Here is a 21817-nt window from a genome sequence, read left to right on the forward strand (position 1 = left end):
CACTTTCGAGGCCCCTACTCTGCCCCCACCGGCATCATTTCGCGCAGGATTTTCGTCGTGGAACTGGAGTCACCCAAACAACCTCCGAGCTCGCTTTGGGCGTTGACTCAGGGAAACCGCTTGCTTTACTCAGCAGCCATTGCCGTCATGGCACTCGGCATGCTGTTTCTATTGCTGGTCCCGTTTGTTCTTCAGCAGACTCTCGATCGCCTTCGCGACGGCTCCGCGACTCCCACGGGAACACTGGTTCCGGCAGCCGCATTTCTCGTCACATTAAATCTGCTTCACGGCGGATTTACTTACCTTCGCGGACGCTGGTCCGCACAAGCGAGCGAAGCAGTCGTTCAACGTCTCCGACGGAGACTCTACGCTCATATTGAAGCTCTTCCCGCCCGATACTACGACACAAACTCAACGGGCGACATCGTCCAGCGGTGCTCCTCCGACGTCGAAACGGTCCGGGCGTTCATGGCGAATCACATTGTCGAAATCGCCAAGGTCGCGCTGCTCCTTCTGATCGGACTCCCCATTCTGTTTTCTCAAGATCTCAAAATGGGGTGGATTTCAATTTCCCTGTTTCCCTTCATCATCGGGTTTGGGTTCTACTACTTCCGTCGTATCCATGAGATCTATCAGAAAGTCGACGAAGCAGAAGGGGCGCTCACCACCGTTCTTCAGGAGAATCTGACGGGCGTGCGAGTCGTCCGTGCGTTTGGCCAGCAAGAGGCCGAAATCGAAAAGTTTCGAGGTGCGAACGCCAAGTTTCGCGATCTTGAGATGGACATGTTTCGCACCCTCAGCAGCTACTGGCCGATCTCGGACTTTCTGATTTTTCTGCAACTCGGAACGGTCTTGGTCTCCGGTGCTTACTTCGCAATGACCGGTGCGATCACCGTTGGAACATGGATTTTCTTCTGGTGGTTGACTCAAACGATCATCTGGCCGGTCCGACAAATCGGCCGCGTCGTTGCAGATGCTGGTCGCGCCACAGTGGCGATGAAACGCATCAATGAAATTCTCGGGGAGCCCGAAGAGTCTTCCGAACCGGAACCCGAAGAACCAGTCAGTGGAGAAATTGTCGTTCGAGACCTTTCGTTCTCCTATGTTGCTGGAGAACAGGTCCTCAACGACATTTCCTTCTCAATCGCTCCCGGAGAAACCGTAGCGATTGTCGGGCCACCGGGTGCTGGCAAATCGACACTGATGCACTTGCTTGTTCGCTTGTACGACTACTCTGAGGGTTCCATCACCATTGGCGGCACGGAACTGAACGAAATCAATCGGCACGCTGTCCGAAGTGCATTTGGAGTGGTGATGCAGGATCCCTTCCTGTATTCGCGGTCCGTGCGCGACAACATGATCATCGGGAAAAGCCACGCTTCGGAGCAGGACATCAAAGAATCCGCATTAGCTGCGGACATTCACGGAAACATTTCTGACTTCAAAAACGGCTACCAGACAATCATCGGGGAACGTGGCGTCACACTCTCGGGAGGACAACGGCAACGTCTGGCAATCGCCCGAGCACTCTTGAAGCATCCGACCTTTCTGATTCTTGATGACAGCCTCAGCGCTGTCGACACACGAACGGAAACGCAGATTCTCAAATCGCTCCACGCACGGCGGGGCCAGCAGACCACCATCCTGATCGCACATCGCCTTTCGACAACACGACTTGCCGATCGGATTTTCGTGATGGATCACGGGCGAATCATTCAGGAAGGAACGCACTCGGAACTCATCGAAGTTGACGGTCCCTACCAGCGTCTCTGGACCATTCAGGGAGTCGTCGAAGAAGAGATACAGGAAGCACTGGCGGAGGGATCGGCTCAATGACGTCAGGATGGATCGATGATGATGACCTGAAAGAGAAGAAGCTCGACCTTCGTCTCTGGAAGTCCCTGTTGAAGTATACGCTTCACTACCGACAAACGAGTCTGCTGTTCCTACTGGTCGCCTTCTCCGCAGCTGGCGCCGATCTCGGTTTTCCGATCATAACAGGTGCATTGATTTCGGAGATCGATCGCGACATCTCACAGGTTAACATTGCATGGTACGCGGGTGCCTACATGACACTCGCCATCGTGTTAAGCGTCTCGATCTGCGGGTTCATTTTGTGTGCCGGTCGTATTCGAACCAATGTCAGCCATGACATTCGGCGTGATGCCTTCGAACAACTTCAACGATTGTCGTTCAGTTTTTTCGATAAACGTCCCACTGGTTGGCTGATGGCCCGACTCACGTCTGACTGCCAACGGCTTTCTGTGATTTTAGCATGGGGAGTCATGGATCTGATCTGGGGATCAACACTCATGATCGGGATCAGTCTCGTCATGCTCTGGTACAACTGGCGCGTCGCAATCGCCGTTCTCGCTGTTGTTCCTGTTCTCTTCGCTGTGAGCATGCTCTTCAAGAAATGGATTCTTCGAACTTCACGACTGGTCCGACGAACCAATTCTCGAATCACGGGTGTCTATAACGAAGCAATTATGGGTGTCCGCACCACGAAAACATTCGTTCGGGAGGAAGACAACCTTAAGGACTTCGATCGACTGACGTCGGAAATGTATGAACACTCGGTCCGAAACGCGGTCCTTTCCGCCGTTTATCTTCCGATCGTTCTCTCATTGGGAAGTGTGGCGATCGCATCCGCACTTGTGATGGGTGGTAATCAAGTCCTTGCATCGACATTGGCCATCGGTGAGATGGTGATGTTTATGTATTACGCTCAAATGTTCTTCACTCCCGCGCAGGAAATTTCTGCATGGTTTGCCGAGCTGCAAATGGCACAAGCATCCGCCGAGCGGGTATTGAGCCTGATCGAATCGGTCCCGGACATTCAGGACTCGGATGAGGTCAAACAACGCCTGCAAACACTGGGACACGACGGACACCCGGATCGTCTCGGAGTGATCGAGTTTCGCGACGTTGGTTTTCGCTACGGCGATGGTCCGCAGATCATTCAACGGTTCAACCTCACCGTTCAACCGGGAGAAACGATCGCACTTGTCGGAGCCACTGGCGGTGGCAAGTCAACGGTGGTCAATCTTTTGTGCCGATTCTACGAACCGACATCTGGCGAGATTCTGATCGACGGAGTCGACTATCGACAACGAAGCCTCAGTTGGCTTCAATCGAACCTCGGAATCGTGCTGCAGCAACCTCATCTGTTCAGCGGCACAATTGCCGACAACATCCGCTATGGGCGTCCAGAATCGACAGAAGAAGAAGTGATCGAGGCAGCGACTCTGGCCGGGGCTCATTCTTTTATTTCCGAAATGAATTCCGGTTACGACTCACAAGTCGGTGAAGGAGGCACACAACTGAGCCTCGGACAGCGACAACTGATATCCTTTGCAAGAGCTGTTCTTAAACGTCCACGACTTCTCGTTATGGATGAAGCGACGTCATCAATTGACACTGAAACGGAGAAAGTGATTCAGGAATCGTTGGCCAGAATCCTGCAAAACCGTACAAGTTTTGTCATCGCTCACCGCTTATCCACAATCCGATCCGCCGACCGAATTCTTGTCATCTCACAAGGAGAGATTCTGGAACAGGGTTCGCACGCAGAGTTATTAAAGCTCCGCGGAGACTATTACAAACTATATACGGATCAGTCGATTCGCGACATTGATCGAATTGACTCCATTTCTCTCAGCGACGACGACTCCGCCGATGAGCTCAACAGCCCGTCGCCTCGCACAGAAAAGGATCATGCTTCGTTGTCGCCGACAGTGCGGGAACGAAAGTAACGTTCGTCGCGAAGCGTCACTCTCCTCTGGCATTTCTTTTCTAAGATTACTGAACGTGAAAAGTTGAAAGAGTTGTCTGTCTGTCGTTGGAGATGATTGCATTCTTTATCGCTCTCTGTAGACTGAATAGAAGAACTTTCGCACTTCCAATCTTGTCCACTCAGGCTCAACACAAAATCAAACTCTCAACAATTCCGTATATGCTCCGAAAACAGCCGACAATGTCGCAACATTTTCGGAGTGATCGATCCTCAGAGAATTGCTTTTGTGTCTCTAGAAGAGTTTATCCAATGATCCGATATGGGTTTCCGATCTGGTTCCGTGTATTCAGTATTGGACTTTCTCTCCTGATTCTCGGGAGCAGCCCTCAAGCTTTCGCTCAAGACGACGACGCATCTCCGGCAGCCGCAACCGAAGAGGCAGCTTTCGAAGTCCCGGAAGAGGAAAAGCCCTTCTGGGAGAGCGCACAGGCGTTCGTCGACGCCTACTCCGCGAGAGATGCTGAAGCCATTGGGAATCTGTTCACAGAGGACGCAGAGTTTTTCGACGAACTCGGCGTCAGCACCACTGGCAGAGACAACATTGTCGCACGCTATCAGTACGCCTTCGAGTCATCCCCGGAAGCGATGATTGAATCAATTCACATCGTGGGAGTCCGGCATCTCAGCGACAAGATGGCCCTCGAAAAAGGAACTGTGGTTGCATCAGCTTCAGCCGACAGTCCCCGCTTTATGGCACACTACCATGCCATCCACAAACTTGGTGAGGATGGAACCTGGCGAATTCATATCCTGCGGAACTCCCCACGAGAAGACCTCGGTCGAGGCGAACAACTCGCTCAACTCTCGTGGATGCTCGGCGACTGGATCAACGAAGATCCGGAAACAACAGTTCACACTACTTGCGAATGGTCCGAAGACGGCAATTTCCTTCTGCGGCGTTTCAATGTCATGACTCGCAATGGCCTGCAGATGAATGGAGTCCAACGTACCGGTTGGGACCCGATTCACAAGAAGCTGCGGACTTGGACCTTTGATTCCGAAGGCGGATTCTTTACCGGTTTCTGGACGAAATCCGACGCAGGATGGATTCTGACATCCGCTGGAGTCACGGCATCTGGAGAGACCGTCACTTCAACCGCAACGTACCAGATCATCGATTCCGAAATGGTGGTCTGGCAATACAACAACCTCATCATCGGCGACGCAGTCCACGGAGCGGGAGAACCCGTCACGATGGTGCGAAGTGCCCCCTCACCAAGCCTTGAAGAAGATTCCACTGGCGAGGAATAACACAACGCATTCGGCTTCAATCGTTACTTGAAGATCGATGTCATCATTGCTGAACTGAAGAGCCCGAATCACTGAGCAGCGAAACCCAAACATTTCGCTCCATTTGAAACATATCCGTCACGACAACGAGTTCACTATGAAGCCTTTATCAGTTGCGAAGATCCTGTTTGCTGCTCTGCTGGTCTTCACCCTTGGCATTCCTTCCCAAAGCCTCGAAGCTCGAGGATTCGGCGGTGGAGGTGGCGGTCGAGGGATCGGAGGCGGCGGTGGAGGCCGCAGTTTCGGAGGGGGTGGCGGACGCAGCATTGGTGGAGGGGGGGGAAGAAGCATCGGAGGAGGTGGGGGAATCAGCAGGCCTTCGGCACCTTCGATGAGCAGACCATCAAGACCGTCGACTCCATCGTTCAGTCGACCATCGACACCTTCTCGACCGACCTCGCGACCTTCGATTCCATCGTCGCGACCATCTGTTCCCTCGCGACCATCAACACGTCCGTCGGTTCCATCAACCCGACCCGGACTTCAGCCTGGAAACAGTCCAAACACTCGACCTGGAAACTTGCCGAGTATTCAACCCGGCAATCGACCAAGTATTCAGCCGGGAAATCGCCCCAGCACGTTGCCGAGCACACGTCCGGGACTCGACACCGGCCGACCGCTTCCTTCGCGTCCATCTCAAAGACCTTCTCAGCGTCCTTCCCTGCCTGGCCTTGGAGGTGACCGACCTGGAATCGGCGATCGGCCCGGAATCGGCGATCGGCCCGGAACTGGTGATCGACCCGGAACTGGCGATCGACCCGGAACTGGCGATCGACCCGGAACTGGCGATCGACCCGGAACTGGCGATCGACCCGGCATCGGTGACAGGCCCGGAGCTGGTGATCGACCTGGCATCGGAGACCGTCCCGGAAACGGCGATCGTCCTGGTATCGGTGACAGACCCGGGATTGGGGATCGACCTGGAAATGGTGATCGACCTGGAAACCGACCGGATCGTCCGTCGCAGCTTCCAAGCTTCGATGACCGACGAGACAATCTGCAAGATCGCCTCGACAATCGCAACGATCGTCTCTCAAACCGAGGAGATCGCTGGGATGATCGGCAAGACCGTTGGAACGATCGAAACGATCGCTGGGATGACTGGCACGATCGACACTATCACCATCATGACCACTGGCACAACGGCCACTGGCACGGCCCATGGTATCCAGGCAGCCGTTGGAATTACTGGTGGGACAACTATCCCGTCTTGTCAGCCTTTGGGATCACGACCTGGGCAGTGAATCGAGTCGGTTGGGCCTTTGGTTATTACGACTATTACAACCCTTATGCAGCACCGACTTACGTTGACAACAGCACAATGGTTTACAACTACAGTGAACCACTCATCATGACTCCCGATGAGACAACGCTTTCGGCGGATCCGCAAAGCGATCTCACCGAGACACCAATTCCGGAAGAAGTTCTGAGCAACTTCGATCAGGCCCGTGTCGACTTCTACAACGAAGATTATGAAGCAGCATTGAAATCGACAGATGCTGCCCTGAAAGAACTGCCGAATGATGCGGTGATTCATGAATTCCGTGCGTTGGTTTCCTTCGCACTCGGAAACTACAACGAAGCGGCCGCCACACTTTATGCGGTTCTGAGTGTTGGCCCCGGTTGGGACTGGACGACGATGAGCGGTCTCTATCCAAGCGTGGATGTCTACACGACTCAGCTTCGCGCTTTGGAAAGCTACATCCGTTCAAATCCAGATGATCAACCAGCCCGATTCGTCCTGGCGTACCACTACGTAACCGCCGGACACGACGAAGCGGCGATTCGCCAATTGAAAGAACTCGTCGAAGCAAATCCTCAAGATCAGGTTTCACGCGAAATGCTTGAACGACTCGATCCAGAAGCCGAAATTCCGGACGCCGCAAAACAGGTTGAACCTCCAAAACTAACACAGCCTGTTTCAGAAGACCAGTTGGTCGGATCGTGGACAGCCAAACGCGGCGATTCGACTTTCGAGATGACACTCGGAGCGGACCGCGAATTCAGTTGGTCGTACTCGCAGTCCGGTGGAGAGGCTCAGAAAGTCACCGGAGTCTGGGGAATCGACGATGACGGAGTTCTCGCTATGGAAATGAATGACGAAGGAACAATGCTTGCCCAAGTCATCGTGAAGGGGAATTCAATGGACTTCTACATGCTTGGAGACACTCAGGGACAGGACCCACTGAAGTTTGAGAAGAAGTAGGAACAGAACACAGCACCGATCTCTGACTGGAAACTCGGACGTTGATAACGAATGAGTCAGTCAGAGCGGGTGTTCTCATCCTCAATCGTTCGTAAACATGATTGCCGCGACATGCTGAAATTTCCTCAGCATGTCGCGGCATCGTGTATGTGCACTCGGAAAGTTCGAACCGAAGAGTCATTCCACAAAACAAAAGGCAAACTGTGGCATAAAGAGATTCGGGCAACATTAAAATTTTGACAGAATGCGACCTATTGTCCTTGGCATTTTCAGGGGACCAGCAGGATCAGTGAAGGAATTGGAAACACAAGACTCTTCGAAATCGTCTTTGCGAATTCGCACGAGCAATCAGGACGAATATGACACCAATCGGTCCAAGCGAGTGCAAAGGCAAGAACAACTTGCACCAGAAGAGGTAGACCAGTGGAATCTTCAGCGGGCGAAAATTGGGAAGAGCGGTATCTGAATGAATTTCGGAAGAAGTTCTTCGCACCGGATCGATCTGAGCTCAAGCTCACTTACGGAGCGCGGACGGATGTGGGGCGGGTTCGGAAGCGAAACGAAGATCACTTCGCAGTCATCCGCAACGGTCGCACTCAACAGATCATGCTGTCGAATCTCGACCCAAGTCTTCAGGTGTATCCAGAGCAAGTCACCTACGGACTCGTCGTCGCGGATGGTGTCGGTGGAGGCCGACGAGGAGACTATGCCAGTCAGCTTGTTCTGAAGACCATGCTGGAACTCTCAGGACGGGCGACGAGTTGGGTCATGCGTCTGACGGATTTCGAAGCTCAGGAGGTCCGTGAACGTGTCGATTCTTACGCGACCGAAATTCAGAACACGTTTCGCAAACTGATGAATGACGATCCCGAGCTGAGTGGAATGGGAACGACCTGGACTTCGGCCCACGTCCTCGGCAACGACCTTCTGACGGTTCACGTCGGTGACTCGCGAGCGTATCTCGGCAGCGATGGAGGATTCACTCAACTCACCCGCGACCACACACTCGGACAGGAACTGGTCGACCATGGGCTTCCTGAGTCAGAGGCGAAGCGCTTTCGCCATATGCTGACGAACAGTTTCGGAGGCACCAGCGAGAAAGTTCGGGCAGAGATCGCTCACCTGGAAGTTCATTCAGGTGACCGGTTAATTCTCTGCACTGACGGTCTCAGCGACATGCTCTCTGAGGAGACGATGCAGCAAGTTCTCACTGAAGAAGAGGATCCACAGGCGGCAGCGGATCGGCTTGTGGATCTGGCACTTGCTGCCGGCGGCCGTGATAACGTGACAACGATCGTGGCGCATTTTCTCGGGGATGATGAGATCTCCAAAGAGGCAGCTGCTCGCCTCGCCGAAACCGATCCCGACTTCGATGCTCTGGTTGACTGAGAAACGTTTATTCGAAATATCCTTTCCCGGCGTCGGTGCGACGCGATTGGCAGTCGAACGTCTCACAGTTCTCAAACGAATCACATCGGAAAACTTGCATACACCATTGACGCCTGTTCGACAGAAAACGACGATGTGCGCAAGTTTGAACCCTTACGAAAAGCTGTCTGTTTTCGGAAAGAAACATGATAAGAACACTGATTGCTTGCACTGCATTGATCGCCTTTTCTGCAGGAATGATGTCCGTCCAAGTCGACGCCGCTGAACCTTCAGCAGGCGAATGGAAGACCATCTTCAACGGAAAGGATCTCACCGGCTGGAATGGAGATTCTCGCTTGTGGTCGGTCCGCGATGGTGTCATTCACGGAGAAACAACACCGGATAAAACAGCAAACGGCAACACTTTCCTCATCTGGGAAGAGGAACCCGTCTCCGATTTTGAGTTGTCGCTGGCGTTTCGTTGTTCAGCGACCAACAACTCCGGAATTCAATACCGATCGCGACACATCGATGCAGACAACGCACGCAATGACTGGGTTGTTCGCGGCTATCAACATGAGATCCGCAATGAAAACGAACTCCCCAGCGTCGCGGGTTTCATTTATGACGAAGGGGGAAAACGAGGCCGGATGTGTCTGGTTGGAGAGAAAGCGGTTTGGACCGCTGATGGAAAAGAGTTGGTCGAGACTTTTTTGACCGCAGATGAGTACAAAAAACTCTTCAATCTCGATGACTGGAACGAAGTTCGAATCGTTGCCAAAGGCAATCGTCTGCAACACTACCTCAATGGAACGTTAATTCTCGACTGTACCGACAAGCATCCGGAATTCGCGAGAACCGACGGTGTGCTGGCTCTTCAACTTCATGCTGGGAAGCCAATGTGGGTCGAGTTCAAGGATTTGAAGATCCGCCCGGCAAAGTAGAAGATCATCCTGGGTTGAGTCATCTCGTCCCCAGAACGTAACCGGAGGTCGTGTTTCCTGTCGAAACGCGGCCTCAACTCGTTCAATAGGCAATTCATCAAACGCAATGCTTGGAAAACCGATCATTCCCGATTGATCGTGTTTTTCGTCAGTCGATCTTTCAGTTGACTCTTCACGCGTCTGAAGTCGTTTGTTCCGATACTCAACTCGAAAGAGAATCTATTGAGCGATCGACTTCGAACCACTTGCGGAGCCAGCAATCGGAAAACCTGACGGAAGAGGTCGTGAAGCGACCCAGAATCCGTAGTCGTGCAGGAAGGACTTCAAATCCTGATGCAGTTCGTAGCTGTCGGGGTAGACCCAGAATGTGATCGTCGCGTTGGTCCCTTGAGAAATCAATGCGCGGCGAAACTGTGAGTGCGACTGCAAAGCTTCTTCGGACGTCTCTCCGCGTACGTCACCCGCTGGTCTGATGACCCAGTCGGTCACGCTGATCTTCACGAGATTGGCACCGAATCGTGAATCGCCCAGCAATCCATTCGAGTGGCGTTGAACCAGAAACTCCATTTCGTAGCCGTTGACTGGCCCGACAGTCGCCTGATAGCGAGGCTGTTTGAGCAGGAAATCTTTGCGGCGTTGCATTTGTTGTTTGACGAGATCCGTTAATTCGTCCACGGGCACATACGAGACTTGACCGTTCTCAAGGCAGAAGTGCACCTCCTGGCCGGAAACGGCTCGGCCGACTGGATTCAACCGGTGCGCGAGTTTTTTGGTTTCAGGCTCTTCGTTTTGAACGTCTGCAAGCCGCTCTCTGAGTTGCTCAATCACCTGTGAGGAGCGTGCGTTTTCGATTTCAACAAATTCCAGCTGTTGCCGCCGCTGCGAGAGGGCGCTTTCGGCTGAGGTCAGTTGACGTTCGAGTTCTTCCGACTGCTGAGAGATTTCTTCGCGATCACGCTGGTGCTCCGAGAATTGATTGCGAACAGATTCCCACTGTGCAGTGAGTTGGGCCAGCTCCTCTTGCATTTGCTCGAAGACTTGAAGCAGTTCCGCCGAAACAGCTGCGTCCGGAATCGGCTCGAACACTCCGACTTCTGGCGGAACGAATGGCGCGATTTCGACCGGGATTTCCTCCGGGGTCATGGCTGGAACGAACGCGAGATCGACTTCGATCGGCTCGTCATTGTCCACCGGGGCGTTCGCCCATAATGTCACAGTTTCAGGGGACTTTTGTTCGGCCGAAGCCTCTTGTTTCGGAACGGAGAGAAGTGGAGTCCGGCTGACGCGCACGCCAGCTACAACAATCAGAATGATCAGAATTCCGACAATGTTGGCCACGATGTCCAAAAAGGAATCCGAGCCGAACGCCGTCTCTTCAACTTGTCGACGTGCCATGGATCAGAACCTTCTCACCGAGTTTGCGTTAAACGTTTGTCGACCACTAGTGATCTACCCACCACCAGACAGAACCATCAGATCGGTCAATCCAATGAATACTCTGCGACGGTCGGCGTCCCCCATTGATTCGTCAAATCCTTGACCCGGGCGTAATGCTGATTTCCCCCCGGATGGATGACGATTTTGACCGTTGGCTTCCAGAAGAATGAATCCGGAGCCGATTTCCACGATTGCGTATGTTGCCGAACAGCCCGTGTCACCGCTCGTTGGATCTGACCGGAGGTTGCTTCGAGTGGAATGTCGATATCCAGCTCATCCTCAACGCTGATCAGTTCCGGGCGAAGGTGAATGGCGATTTGCCGTTCGATCCCGATTGCGCCGCGGCGTCTTGGAATCGTCCAGGGAATTGACAACGGAGAATCTTCTTCTTCACCACCGGGACCAGCTGTGAACTGTGACGAACTGCTGTTTCCTGTGGATGACGAATCAATCGGACGAGACGCCACATTGGGAAGGAGGCTCGGCGGCTGATCGGGAACAATCTCAGGGAGTCGCCCAACAGACTGCGTATTCGTTCCGGAGGATTGTTCGTCTGCGTTGTCCGACGAACGGGATGAGCGTCCGCGGATCACGGTTTGTGGTTGCGTTCGCTCTCTCGTCTCTGTTGCTTCTGCTTCGCCTCGTCTTCCCGGCGAGTTCGATCGCGACAGGAGGCTTGACTCAGCATCGCTCAATCCCAAGGACGACCGGCGTGCGTCTGGCCGCTCTTCAGTCGTAGGAGATGAAGCAATTGATTCCCGTTGGCTGACATTCGGAGAAGGACTCAACGGTTTCAACGTCAGAGGTTGTGTTGCCGAACCATAAGGTCGTCCGGCAGCGGCCGAGGATGGTGTCGATGGTCGAACCTGCTCGCCCAGCGGAACCTTTTCGACAAAACTTCGATCGCGGCGATGCGGCGAGACCCACTTTTCATCGCCGAGATACATTCCGCCCCTCGACTTCGAAGCATTCTTCATCGCTGGAAGCGAGAAGCTTCCGTCTGTGTCCGCAAAGTCGAGCGGACCATCAGAGCGAATCAGGCCATATCCGGTTCGGGCAGCGACATGTTCTCGTTCCGAGAGGACTTGCCGAACGGCACGTTCACAAGCTGCGGCAGCACCGGGATCAGTTTCCGGCCAGTTTAGTTGCGTCTCTTCACTTACGAGTTCATAACCGAAATCGTGATCGAGTTTCGAAAGCAATCCTCGAGCCACATAGAACCCGGTTGTTCCCCCAGGTCGAACGACAAGTAAAAGATAAGGTTTGTCGATTCCTGTTCCGTTCCGTTCCCAATAGTCGAGAAGTGCCTCAGCCCCTGACCGCAACGGGTTGTATTCCGGAGGGAATCCGCTCAACTCCATGGCACTCAATGCGATGCCTTCCGAAACGAATCGGATTTCCTTCTCAGTACATTCAATGAGAATCGGCTTCTTTGCCGTTCCGGTCATCGTGTCGTAAGCGACGATCTCAGTAGCTGCCGTCGCACCTGAAAGATTCTCTTCCGCTCGCGCGATCTGACGCGTTAACTCAATCGATTCGGTCACCATCTGATTGCGAGCTGCAATTTGGAGTTGTTCGTCTTTCTCAATTTCGGCCAGCACATCTCGAATCTTCTGCAACCGCACTTCGTTGACGATGACTGCTTTCTTCTGTCGCTCGAGTTCTGCTTTCAATTCGGAGACCGCAGCCAGTCGCTGGGAAATTTCTCGCGTCTTGTCCTCAATCTGAGTCCGAAGCGATTCAATTCGCGCGGCAAACTCCGAATCCAATTTCTGCTGGAGCTGATTGCGTTCGTTGAGAGACCTTAAGTGTTCGGCACGCAGTTGTTCTTGTTCCTGCTCCCAGCGACGACGTTCCCAGGCAACATCTTCTTCAGAGATTGGAGCCAGGAGCGGAGCGATCGGTTGTTCGGGATCGATCGTGTTTGGCTTCTTGACTGTGAGTGGAAGATCGGGGATTTCCGGAAGTTGTGGGAGTGGATCGACGACCTCAACCGGGGCCTCGATCGACACTGTCGGAAGTTCAACAAGAGCTTGCTTCTGAATTCGACGAGTCGTAATCAGCAATAGAAAGATCAGCGCCCCCATCGTGCAGACGAGAACTGCAAGAAAGGGAAACAGATTGACAGATGGTGTACTCTTGCGTCGGCTCACGATGTTGCTGACCGCTGGTTGTGTTGCGCCACAATTTGTGGCTGGCGGATCGAAATCAATTCAGTCGATGCAATGGCCTGCGACGGCGATTACTTTGCCTGTTGAACATTCTTCGCGCTGATTGTCGTCTGTTCGCGTAAGCGGAAACTCAGCGATGACGACTCAATACCGGTTAAGCGGCATCTCGGGTTCGGGCTCTTGCTGTCAACAGGTGCACAGCTGCCGTGAGGTTGTGGAGCGTTTGTTCGAACGTTTCTCCAGTCCGGACAGCTTCGAGATTTCGATCGAGTTGAGTCTGAAGGCGGACCAGTTGTTCTTCCTGTCCTACAATCCGTTCCAGCTGACCTCCGTGATCAAGCAACGCTGCACTCTGGCGAGTCATCGCCAAAGTCAGTTGCTCAAGCTGTCGCTGCCACGAATCTGTTTTCGATTGCCAGGATTCGACGCGAGTTCCGAATTCGTCAAGAGTTCGAGCAAGGTCACGATGCTGCTTCGTCGCGGCTTCTTCTGCGCTTTGCTGAATCTGAGACGACAAAGCATTGAGTCGGTTGAGCAGGACAGCTTCTGATGCCTGCCGATCTTCATTGATTCCTGACAGATTTTTGGACAGTTCCTCACTGAGCAACTTTTGGGCGTTTAGAAACTGCTCTCGATATTCTTCCAACTGTTGAGCGTGATTCGAGAGCGCAGATTCCGTTCCATCAGAAAGCGATCCCGAAAGATGAGCTTGCTGCTGCTCAAGTGTGGAAACCCAGTTCTGTCGAAGGTCATCGAGTGCTGACGACCATGTTTCCGTTTGAGTGCTGATCAGTTCCGCAGTCTGCTTCAACAGATCTTCGGCAGCTTTCGTCTCGGCGTCGAACAGTGGATGTGATCGATCTCCTGTGACTCCGATTGGGAAACAGCGATTCACTTCAAGTCGACAGCGTTCATCGATATCCGTCAACAGTCCTTCTTCAGCCCGTTTGACGAAGAGCGATGCAAAGCCAAGCACGAGCGACAACGACAACGCCAGAGCAGTCGTATCGAAAGCAACGGCCAGTCCACCGGTGACTGCATCGAGTGACGTATCCAGCTGTTCCGGAGTCACATTGGCGATCGCCAGCGTAATTCCCATCACAGTTCCCAGGAATCCGAGAATAGGAATCGACCAGATGACCGTTTGAAGAAGTGAATGGCTCGCCTGCAATCGATCCATCGCAGACTCTGAAAGGTAAACAAGATGCTCGGACAGACCGTCTCCATTTCGTCGTCCCTTGAAGAACGCCAGCAAATGCTCAAGCCGACGTCCCCATTGTGTATTCTCCAGCGACTGAGAAGTGGACGTCAAATGGCTTTGGAAACGGGCCACATTTTCTTCAAGCTCCTCGCTCGGATGCGAGATTCCGAAGGTCGTCACTTTGCGAAACGCCCTCCGCTCGAAGATCATTGTGATCGCCTTGATCAGAATGATCGCCAGACCGACGAAGAACAGCCCCGCAAGAACCCGTTCCAGCGGGTGTCCGCAGAAATAGCGGATTGCGAGGTCTCTGCCGACTGGCAAATGAGGAAGACCTTGGTAAAACCCCCAAGTCATCGCCCCAGCCCAGATCCATGGCGCTGTAAGAAAGCGATAGAAGAGGCCAGGTTCCTGGAATTGATTAGGCTCAGGCATGATAAAATTCACGTTCTGGGGCACACTTCGGCAATCCATGCCGAATCTTGCGAATTTGTAGTACAATCGTTCCTATCACTATGATCGACTTCTCCGACAAAGATTGTTTACGGAATGCTTGAGACCTGTCCGTTTTCAGGAAGGTTCTCGAAGAGACTGTCGGAAGTGAGAGGTTCGGTATGCCCATCAAATTTCGATGTCCCCACTGCGAGCAATTCCTTGGAATTTCTCGTTCGAGAGCTGGTGCCATCACCGATTGCCCTACCTGCGGACGAACGATTCGTGTTCCGCAACTCGATGGATCGATCGATCCTCTTCCGGAACCTGAGATCAATCTCGGGGACAACCAACTACGCGATGCGCTCTCTGCGCTCGCCAGTCTGGAAGGTGATTTGTCCCCACAATTGACCTTGACAGCTTCCCCTTCTGATGAAGCTGTTACGAAGTCTCGATCACAGCCCGAAGCCATCGACTCTGTCGACCCGAGACCCGTTGTTGTTCCGATTGCGGAAAAACAATCAGTCGACGCGCTCGACACTTCCATCAGCGACGGGGAAATCGATGTCCTTGCAGAACTCGGCAAACTCGAGGCTGCACCACCTTCCGCTTATCAGAAGGCAAAACCGACTCCACTCAAGCCGGGCGGACAATGGAGATGGATCATCCTGGGCGGAGTCGTCGCATGTGCTCTCAGTTTTCTATTGGGACGAATTTCGTCAAACGTCGGTTCCGTGGATGAACCTCAAGAAGTGGTCGTTGCGAATAAAGTTCCCGTCCCGGATTCGGAGGTCGCTGTTCCTCCCGTTGTCGAAAACGCCCAGGAGAACGACCGGGAAAATCCCGCGAATCCGGTGGCTGTCCAAGAGTCATCTGCGACACTCGACGGAATCGTCACATGGGTTGATCCGACGGGAGAATCTCGTCCCGACAAAGGAGCCCGCGTACTCGTTCTTCCGCGAGAACGAATCGGGACGAGTCGACTTCCAGAAGAGGGATTGCGTGTCGGAGCCGACCAAAACGACCAGAACGTCCTCTCGGCAGCGATTGCCGCACTCGGCGGTCGAATGGGACGAGTGGACTCCGAAGGCAAATTTCACTTCGCGCAACTTTCTTCGGGGCAGTATGGAGTTCTGATTGTCTCACAATTTCAATCAGCCTCTTCCGCAGACCAGTTGGCTCCGGAGTTCATCACGTTTCTCCAATCGTACTTCGATCAACCTGATCGACTGTGGGGGCGTGTGCAGGCGAAGTTCCAGTTCATCAAAGTTCCCACCGATCAGGGAAAACCAATCGAAGTCGAATTCTCTAATCGCTAGTCCATCTTCACGTTGAGTGCTGATTCTGCTGTTTCGAAATTCGCTGCAATCAATGCAAACTCTTTCGAGAACTCGATCGCGAGTCAGTCATCACTCGACATTCCGAGCCCTGTAGATTTTACAATCACGGTTTCATGAAAAGTCTCATGACATCGACCACTCAATGATTTGGCACGGAGTTTGACTGGTTCGCGAGCATCTCAAGTGCTCAATCAGCAAAACTCTTGCAGCGAAATCCGCGTTGACCGGTTCGACAAAACGCTCGTACACTGCGTCCTCGAAATTGCTCTCGATTTCATCTCCCGAATGGATTCTCCAGTCTGCAGGAAGCACTCTGTGAGCACCTCCGCCAAACAACTCATTCCGTTCAGCCAGTTCGAACAGTTACGAACCGGGCGCGAAATTATTCGTACTGAGGCAGAAGCCCTCCTCAGCATGGCGAGAGAGCTGGACGCTTCGTTTCTCCACGCCGTCGATTCGATCTCCAGGTGTTCCGGAAGTGTCATCGTTTGCGGAATGGGCAAAGCTGGCCTGATCGGGAAGAAGATCACCGCGACACTCTCATCAACAGGGACCCGCGCCCACTTCTTGCATCCTGCGGAAGCTGTTCACGGCGATTTAGGTTGCCTCCATCCCGACGACATTCTTCTGACACTTTCCAACAGCGGGGAAACAGAAGAGATCCTCAACGTCATTCCGGTCGCGAAGCGTCTTGGATTGTCGGTCATCTCCATCACTGCCACGAATCACAATTCACTTGCGGAACAGTCAGACATCGTGCTCCCCATCGGAAGAACCCGCGAAGCCTGTCGATGGGGGCTGGCTCCTTCGACAAGCACAACAGCGATGCTTGCATTGGGAGACGCTCTCGCTCTGGTGGTCAGCGAATGCAAGGAATTCCAGCCACACAATTTCGCCCAGTTTCACCCAGCCGGAAGTCTTGGTCAAAAACTCAAACCCGTGGCCGAAGTCATGCGTCCGCGAGACCAGCTTCGAATCGCCTCCGATCGAGAAACTGTGCGGCAAGTCATCTCTCAGTCGGCAAGACCGGGGCGAAGAACGGGGGCGACGCTCCTCGTGAACGAAGAACAAGCACTGACCGGAATCTTCACCGACAGTGACCTCGCTCGACTTCTTGAGTCACGACAGGATGAACTCTTCGATGATCCGATCGCCAGCGCGATGACCCGTCATCCGTTGACGGTTTCAGCGTCGGCTCTGTTTTCAGAAGTCGTCGATCTGCTCGCGACTCGCAAGATCAGCGAAATTCCGGTCGTCGATGATCAGGGTGCCCCCGTCGGATTGATCGACATCACTGATGTCATTGCGTGGCTTCCAAATGAACAAACCCCCGGACCGCACTCCCAGGAGAACTGACTGTGGTTCGATTTGTGGTCTGTCTGGCCGTGACAATGTTTCTGGCCTCCGCGTACTTCATGTATGCCGGAGTCATGCTCCCGTTGACGGCCATTCAGAAAGCTCCTGATCCGCTCCCGTCGTTGAGTTCCACCGACTATCGTCCCCCTGTCCTCTCCGAAGCTGCCGAGCAGTACTTCCCGGATCTGGACTGGGTGAACTCCGAAAACCTGGAAACATTCGAGTCACAAACTCAGGACCTCATGCTGTTCACGCAGCATACGAAACGTGTCTTTGTCAGCGGTCAAACTGGAAGCGGAGAGGACGACGGACGAACGGTCGAGATGTCTCCCGTCGCTGTCCTTTGGAAAGACCCGCGAAATCCGGACGCTCGTCCTTTTCGACTGATTGCCGACCGCGCACTCGTTCGCTTTCAGAATCGTTTCTTCGACGAAGCTCTCGAGTTGTCCAACAGTCGCCCGGGAAGAGTGGTCTGGGCGTCGCTTGAAGGAACTGTTCATATCGACGGCCCAGATGGACTCGTGATCGACGGCCAACAATTCATTCTGTCTGAGCAGAGCGCTCAGCTTTACAGCGACCGTCCCATCCGATTTCGTTACGGCCCCACAGCGAATGACCAAACCGAATTCAGCGGATCGTCTGACCAGATCGCGATTCACCTGATGACAGATGACGCTCCGCTCCTCGGGAAAGATCTCCCACAAGTGAGTGGAGTGCACAGCCTGATTCTTCGAAAGAATGTTCTCATCAATACGACTTTCGTAAGCGACGGAAAACGAGAGCAAGCAAAAATCGCGTGTGACGGACCATTTGAATATGACTTCCAAAGACGATTCGCCTCATTTGAAAGCGACGTCGTCGTCGATCATCTTGTCCCTAATGGACAAAAATTCGATCGACAGCAGTTGCACTGTCAGCGGCTGGAAATCGATCTCGAACCAGAATTGGCATCCGAAGTTGAAAAGTTGAACAGCGAAACTTCGGACAGTGGGACGTTACAGCTGGACAACTTGACGTTCCGTCGACTGCAAGCGTTCAACACGACTCGTCGACTGGGCGGACGCATCACCCCTGTTCAGCTGTCTTCCGATGAACATCAGGTTCAGGGAACGATGAGCCAGCTCATTTACGACGCATTAACGCGTACGGCGGTGATGCTTGATGAACAGGGAGTCATTGTGCGTCAGAACGAGACAACGTTTCGATGCCCCAGGATCAAGCTCACTCACACCGACGGCAATGATCTCGAAACAATCGAGTGTCTCGGCCCCGGCGAACTCATGGTGACGACTGAATCGTTCGGCCAGACTCCGGTTCGTGCGAAGTGGGATCAAGCGGTGAACGTTCTGCCTGAGGCCAGCACCAACTTTCATATCGTCGAACTGAACGGAAACGCAGAATTCACCATTCCGAAGACGGATGACCCGAAAGCGGGCGCACTGAGTCAGGTGGGGATCGCCGCCGACCAACTGAAGGTATGGGTCGATTTCAAGAAAGCAGAATCGCTCCAAAATTCGGACTCTCTTCTCAAATCAAGACTGCCTGTCTCGCGTGCTCAAGCCGTCGGAAACGTGGCGATGGTCTCACGAGATGCGATTATCGAACGTGCTCAGACCATTGATGTCCGGATCACGCATTCCGAAGAATCACACGAAGTGGCCGATTCGGATTCGCCATCTCGTCCCCAAAAAAACAGTCGTGGCAACAAGTCTGAAGAAGAAGTTGCCAATCCGCTCCGAGTCGCCGCCCAGTCAATCACCGTTCATCTGGAGCACAATTCGCTCGACGGAAAAGTGGATGTCCGCAAGGTCGATGGTCGAGGCGATGTCGTCATGACTCATCAACCCGAGCCAAACGAATCACTTCAGGAACTTGGCGGTGAGAATCCAATCGTAATGTCCGGCGTTCGGGTCGTTGCGCATCGTGATCGCCACCAGAATGAATACGTCACACTTCTCGGCCAACTCGATGATCGCGGAGCTGTCACTGAACCGGCGATGATCTCCTTCGGTGCGACTCGAATCGGTGGAGCCAATCTCGCATTCGACCGGACGGGGAACACCATTTCCATTCTCGGTCCGGGTAAACTTCGCGTCCCTGTTTCAAAAAGTCTCGAAGGCAAAGAACTCGACACTCCCGGCATGATGGAAGTCGTCTGGCAGGAGCGAATGACCTTTGACGGAGAGACCGCAAGGTTCTTCGATTCGATTCGATGCTCTTTCGACAACCACGGGGAAAACCTGACCAGCTTGAATTGTGAGAATCTTTCCGTGCGTCTCACGGACCAGATTCGATTCGACAAGGGAACGAAAGACTCTGATTCCGTCGAACTCCACAGCATTCATGCCACGCAACTTGTCGAGTTTGAGTCTTATGAGTTCTTGAAGAACCAACTCATTGGCGTTCGAAAAGGTCAGCTCGACGATTTCATTCTGGACCAATCTGCAGATCGCTTCACAGGACGTGGCCCCGGACAGTTTCATATCTGGTCGTATGGGAACTCGATGAAACTGGCGCCCGACGGAAAAGCTGAAGCCAATCGCCCCATTCAGGCAAACGAAGAACAATCCTGGAGATATTCGACCATCGAGTTTTCAGGAGTCATCAACGGGAAGATTACGGATCGATCGGCAAGCCTAGAAAACCAGCGAATCGAGATCCTCTCGGCTCCTGTCGAACAAGCGCATATCAAGTTCCACCGCGACGAAATTTCTTCGGGACGACCACAGGCAGCGAACGCCGTCTGGCTCGGCTGCCGAAATCTCCGCATCAATCAAAAGTCATTCGGCGACAAGGATTATTGGGAGCTGTTTGCCCGCGAAGCAACGGAACTGGAAGGCGAACGATTTCGAGCAGTGGCGGACGAACTTTCCTTCGACGAACGGATGGGCCGATTCGTGCTGCGGGGTATTGGTCGAGAAGCGACTCTCTACTTCCAGGAAGCTCCCGGAACGCAATTCCGTCCTTCATCGCATCAGCTGATCGAATTCATTCCCAAACGCCGCAGCGTCACAGTTGACGGGTCAACAGGCGTTGGCGGTTAGTCCACTTTCGTCGTTTCTCCACACTTGGCGTATCGCGACTCTTTCGATGAAAAAAGCGAGCCATCCGGATCAGTGATCGCAGATGACTCGCTTGATGATGACGTTGATACGGCAATCGCAGTGAGATTTACTCGGCGAATGCGGCGTCGAAGGCGACGTTGCTTGGCTCGAAATCGATGTTATGGCAGAAGTCCGCAGCTTCAGCGGCACCTTGATCGCGATTCATGCCTGAATCTTCCCATTCGACTGAGAGTGGCATATCGGCAGGATATCCAGCTGCGTTCAACGCGCGGATAATCTCTTCGAATCGAACACCACCACGCCCCACGCTTCGGAAGTCCCAACCGCGTCGAGGGTCACCGAATGAGAGATGGCTGGCCAGAATGCCGCTGCGTCCGTTGAGAGTTGTCGCAGCGTCTTTCATGTGGACATGATAAATTCGGTCCGGGAAAGCACGGATGAATTCGACGGGATCAACTCCCTGCCAGATCAAGTGGCTCGGATCGAAATTGAATCCGAACTCTTCGCGACGATCGATCGCTGCCAGGGCTCGCTCAGCGGAGTAAATATCGAAAGCGATTTCGGTCGGGTGAACTTCGAGGGCAAACCGTACACCGCATTCCTGGAAGACATCGAGAATCGGGTGCCATCGATCGGCGAACTGCTGGAATCCGCCATCGATCATTGACTTCGGTGTCGGTGGGAAATCGTACAGCAGGTGCCAGATGCTGGAACCGGTGAATCCGTTGACAACACCCACTCCCAACTTCTGGGCAGCGCGTGCGGTGTTCTTCATCTCTTCGATGGCACGTTCGTTCACACCAGCAGGATCACCATCTCCCCAGACGTATTCTGGAAGAATCGATTTATGGCGTTCGTCGATGTTGTCGCAGACGGCCTGACCGACAAGGTGATTCGAGATGGAGAAGAGTTTGAGATCGTGGCGTTCCAGAAGATCGCGTTTTTTCGCGCAGTAAGTATCGTCCGAGAGGGCCTTGTCGACTTCGAAATGATCCCCCCAACATGCCAGTTCCAATCCATCGTACCCGAACCCTTTGGCCTTTTTGGCAAGTTCTTCCAGCGACAGATCTGCCCATTGGCCAGTGAACAAGGTAACAGGTCGACCCATTGTAAACTCCTCTCGCGGAAATCGGATAAATGAAGAATGACTGATCTGAATTCAACTGTGGGAAAAGTACAGAACGATGCCTGAGAATTCAAACCCTCCCGCC

At 53.4% G+C, this 21817-nt stretch carries 15 protein-coding genes; 10 read left to right on the forward strand and 5 right to left on the reverse strand.

Going from position 1 to position 21817, the window contains the following annotated elements; translation table 11 throughout:
- Positions 1 to 57 precede the first annotated feature (57 nt).
- The 3 genes from KOR42_RS17240 to KOR42_RS17250 all read left to right on the forward strand — a co-directional run bounded on the left by KOR42_RS17240 (position 58) and on the right by KOR42_RS17250 (position 5047).
- The gene (locus KOR42_RS17240; RefSeq protein WP_146511091.1) at positions 58 to 1836 is read left to right on the forward strand and encodes an ABC transporter ATP-binding protein; all 1779 of its coding nucleotides are present in this window, start codon (positions 58 to 60) and stop codon (positions 1834 to 1836) included.
- The gene (locus KOR42_RS17245) at positions 1833 to 3755 is read left to right on the forward strand and encodes an ABC transporter ATP-binding protein (RefSeq protein ID WP_146511092.1); all 1923 of its coding nucleotides are present in this window, start codon (positions 1833 to 1835) and stop codon (positions 3753 to 3755) included. The genes KOR42_RS17240 and KOR42_RS17245 overlap by 4 nt, the downstream gene beginning before the upstream one ends.
- A gap of 290 nt (positions 3756 to 4045) precedes the next feature.
- On the forward strand, positions 4046 to 5047 hold the full coding sequence (locus KOR42_RS17250; protein WP_197441293.1) for a YybH family protein: 1002 nt from the start codon (positions 4046 to 4048) through the stop codon (positions 5045 to 5047).
- Positions 5048 to 5451: 404 nt separating this feature from the next.
- Here the strand turns inward: KOR42_RS17250 and KOR42_RS26780 are convergent, their stop codons facing one another.
- Entirely contained in the window at positions 5452 to 5721 is a 270-nt protein-coding gene (locus KOR42_RS26780; protein WP_197441294.1) for a hypothetical protein, read from the reverse strand.
- Between the two features lie 42 nt (positions 5722 to 5763).
- Here KOR42_RS26780 and KOR42_RS26785 point away from each other — a divergent pair, with 42 nt between their 5' ends.
- The 4 genes from KOR42_RS26785 to KOR42_RS17265 all read left to right on the forward strand — a co-directional run bounded on the left by KOR42_RS26785 (position 5764) and on the right by KOR42_RS17265 (position 9604).
- Positions 5764 to 6330: a hypothetical protein gene (locus KOR42_RS26785; RefSeq protein WP_197441295.1), complete on the forward strand. Its 567-nt coding sequence runs from the start codon at positions 5764 to 5766 to the stop codon at positions 6328 to 6330.
- Positions 6327 to 7292 carry a tetratricopeptide repeat protein gene (locus KOR42_RS26790; RefSeq protein WP_197441296.1) on the forward strand — a complete coding sequence of 322 codons (966 nt, stop codon included), beginning with the start codon at positions 6327 to 6329 and terminating at the stop codon, positions 7290 to 7292. The genes KOR42_RS26785 and KOR42_RS26790 overlap by 4 nt, the downstream gene beginning before the upstream one ends.
- Before the next feature lie 423 nt (positions 7293 to 7715).
- Positions 7716 to 8681 (forward strand): PP2C family protein-serine/threonine phosphatase, encoded by a 966-nt coding sequence (locus tag KOR42_RS17260; RefSeq protein ID WP_146511095.1) that lies wholly within the window; start codon positions 7716 to 7718, stop codon positions 8679 to 8681.
- A gap of 185 nt (positions 8682 to 8866) precedes the next feature.
- Positions 8867 to 9604: a 3-keto-disaccharide hydrolase gene (locus KOR42_RS17265; RefSeq protein WP_146511096.1), complete on the forward strand. Its 738-nt coding sequence runs from the start codon at positions 8867 to 8869 to the stop codon at positions 9602 to 9604.
- A gap of 219 nt (positions 9605 to 9823) precedes the next feature.
- Here KOR42_RS17265 and KOR42_RS17270 read toward each other — a convergent pair whose 3' ends face one another.
- The 3 genes from KOR42_RS17270 to KOR42_RS17280 form a co-directional block, all read right to left on the reverse strand.
- Positions 9824 to 10999 carry a hypothetical protein gene (locus KOR42_RS17270; RefSeq protein ID WP_146511097.1) on the reverse strand — a complete coding sequence of 392 codons (1176 nt, stop codon included), beginning with the start codon at positions 10997 to 10999 and terminating at the stop codon, positions 9824 to 9826.
- 86 nt (positions 11000 to 11085) lie between these two features.
- The gene (locus tag KOR42_RS17275; protein ID WP_146511098.1) at positions 11086 to 13194 is read right to left on the reverse strand and encodes a hypothetical protein; all 2109 of its coding nucleotides are present in this window, start codon (positions 13192 to 13194) and stop codon (positions 11086 to 11088) included.
- A 172-nt stretch (positions 13195 to 13366) separates the two neighbouring features.
- A complete protein-coding gene (locus KOR42_RS17280) occupies positions 13367 to 14848 on the reverse strand; it encodes a MotA/TolQ/ExbB proton channel family protein (RefSeq protein ID WP_197441297.1) in 1482 nt (493 codons plus the stop codon).
- A 179-nt stretch (positions 14849 to 15027) separates the two neighbouring features.
- On the opposite strand from KOR42_RS17280, the gene KOR42_RS17285 reads away from it, so the two are divergent.
- The 3 genes from KOR42_RS17285 to KOR42_RS17295 all read left to right on the forward strand — a co-directional run bounded on the left by KOR42_RS17285 (position 15028) and on the right by KOR42_RS17295 (position 20585).
- Complete coding sequence (locus KOR42_RS17285) at positions 15028 to 16164, forward strand: FmdB family zinc ribbon protein (protein WP_146511100.1); 1137 nt, start codon at positions 15028 to 15030, stop codon at positions 16162 to 16164.
- Between the two features lie 336 nt (positions 16165 to 16500).
- The gene (locus tag KOR42_RS17290; protein WP_231740978.1) at positions 16501 to 17541 is read left to right on the forward strand and encodes a KpsF/GutQ family sugar-phosphate isomerase; all 1041 of its coding nucleotides are present in this window, start codon (positions 16501 to 16503) and stop codon (positions 17539 to 17541) included.
- A gap of 2 nt (positions 17542 to 17543) precedes the next feature.
- Complete coding sequence (locus KOR42_RS17295; protein WP_146511101.1) at positions 17544 to 20585, forward strand: hypothetical protein; 3042 nt, start codon at positions 17544 to 17546, stop codon at positions 20583 to 20585.
- Between the two features lie 127 nt (positions 20586 to 20712).
- Here the strand turns inward: KOR42_RS17295 and KOR42_RS17300 are convergent, their stop codons facing one another.
- Positions 20713 to 21714 carry a sugar phosphate isomerase/epimerase family protein gene (locus tag KOR42_RS17300; protein ID WP_146511102.1) on the reverse strand — a complete coding sequence of 334 codons (1002 nt, stop codon included), beginning with the start codon at positions 21712 to 21714 and terminating at the stop codon, positions 20713 to 20715.
- Positions 21715 to 21817 lie beyond the last annotated feature (103 nt).

Origin of the sequence: Thalassoglobus neptunius, assembly GCF_007859735.1 — a bacterium.
GTDB classification, from domain to species: Bacteria; Planctomycetota; Planctomycetia; order Planctomycetales; family Planctomycetaceae; genus Thalassoglobus; species Thalassoglobus neptunius.

Bases quoted from the DNA above. Each gene is read 5' to 3' on its own strand.
- KOR42_RS26780 (WP_197441294.1), bottom strand. From the start codon at position 5,721: ATGGACGCGAAGGAAGCGGTCGGCCGGTGTCGAGTCCCGGACGTGTGC.
- KOR42_RS17265 (WP_146511096.1), top strand. From the start codon at position 8,867: ATGATAAGAACACTGATTGCTTGCACTGCATTGATCGCCTTTTCTGCA.
- KOR42_RS17280 (WP_197441297.1), bottom strand. From the start codon at position 14,848: ATGCCTGAGCCTAATCAATTCCAGGAACCTGGCCTCTTCTATCGCTTT.
- KOR42_RS17300 (WP_146511102.1), bottom strand. From the start codon at position 21,714: ATGGGTCGACCTGTTACCTTGTTCACTGGCCAATGGGCAGATCTGTCG.
- KOR42_RS17285 (WP_146511100.1), top strand. From the start codon at position 15,028: ATGCCCATCAAATTTCGATGTCCCCACTGCGAGCAATTCCTTGGAATT.
- KOR42_RS17250 (WP_197441293.1), top strand. From the start codon at position 4,046: ATGATCCGATATGGGTTTCCGATCTGGTTCCGTGTATTCAGTATTGGA.
- KOR42_RS17245 (WP_146511092.1), top strand. From the start codon at position 1,833: ATGACGTCAGGATGGATCGATGATGATGACCTGAAAGAGAAGAAGCTC.
- KOR42_RS17270 (WP_146511097.1), bottom strand. From the start codon at position 10,999: ATGGCACGTCGACAAGTTGAAGAGACGGCGTTCGGCTCGGATTCCTTT.